Raw genomic sequence first — 942 nt, 5'->3', positions numbered from 1 at the left:
ATTCCGGCGCACTTCAGCTGGGTCGATCACCGGCTGGTGCGCGAGCGGTATATCGAGCGCTGTGACGCGTGTGCCGCCGCGCTGTACCTGTTTCTGGTCACTGTCGCCGATGCCCAGGGCCTGAGCTATTACGCGGACACGTCGCTGGTGCATCGGCTGTCGATGGCGCCGGCGCGTCTGGAGATGGCCCGCAACGATCTGATCCGTATTGGCTTGATCGCCTGGCAAAGGCCGCTGTATCAGGTGCTGGCGCTGGATGCGCCGCCTCCTGAGTCGGCAGCGTCCCCGCGTGGCCACTCGGATGTGGCCACGCAGCTCGAGCGGCTGCACGCGGCGCTGGGCAAGCGCCATGCTTGACTATGAGGCGTACTGCAAGATCCGCGATTGCCATGATCGGCAGCACCTGACGATTACGCAAACGGCGCGCGCGCTCGGGCTGCATCCGCAAACCGTGACGAAATGGATCAAGGCCGGACAGTACCGGCCCCGCCAATCGCCCCCACGCGCGAGCCGACTTGATCCGTTCAAGGCGCAGGTGGTGCGCTGGCTTGACGCGCATCCGTACAGCGCACAGCAGATCTTCCAGCGCTTGCGCGAAGTTGGCTTTGAGGGCGGCTACACGATCGTGCGCGACTATGTGCACAAGGTTCGTCCGCCGCAGCGCCAGGCGTTCCTCAAGCTTGCCTTCGCCCCCGGCGAGTGCGCGCAAATCGACTGGGGCGAATACGGCTCGATTGGCGTCGGCTCGACTCGGCGGCGACTGTCGTTCTTCGTCATGGTGTTGTGCTACAGCCGCCTGATGTATGTGGAATTCACCGTGTCGCAGACGATGGAGCACTTCCTTGCGTGCCATGAGCACGCGTTCGCGGCCATCCATGGTTGCCCGAGGAAGGTGATGGTGGACAATCTGAAGTCCGCCGTGCTGCAACGCCTGGCGGGCGA

Annotated in this window: 2 protein-coding genes; both read left to right on the top strand. The window is 64.3% G+C overall.

Translation table 11 applies throughout. The features are described from left to right. Positions 1 to 357 (top strand): hypothetical protein (locus tag ACSQ83_RS35875; protein ID WP_436231374.1); only part of this gene is annotated, 357 nt, incomplete at its 5' end. Next, a partial coding sequence (istA, locus tag ACSQ83_RS35870) for an IS21 family transposase (RefSeq protein WP_436231373.1) occupies positions 350 to 942 on the top strand: 593 nt, incomplete at its 3' end. The genes ACSQ83_RS35875 and istA, both read left to right, overlap by 8 nt.

Source organism: Caballeronia sp. LjRoot29 (assembly GCF_964252755.1).
Lineage (GTDB): Bacteria > Pseudomonadota > Gammaproteobacteria > Burkholderiales > Burkholderiaceae > Caballeronia.
This window is presented reverse-complemented; position numbering and strand designations above follow the sequence as displayed.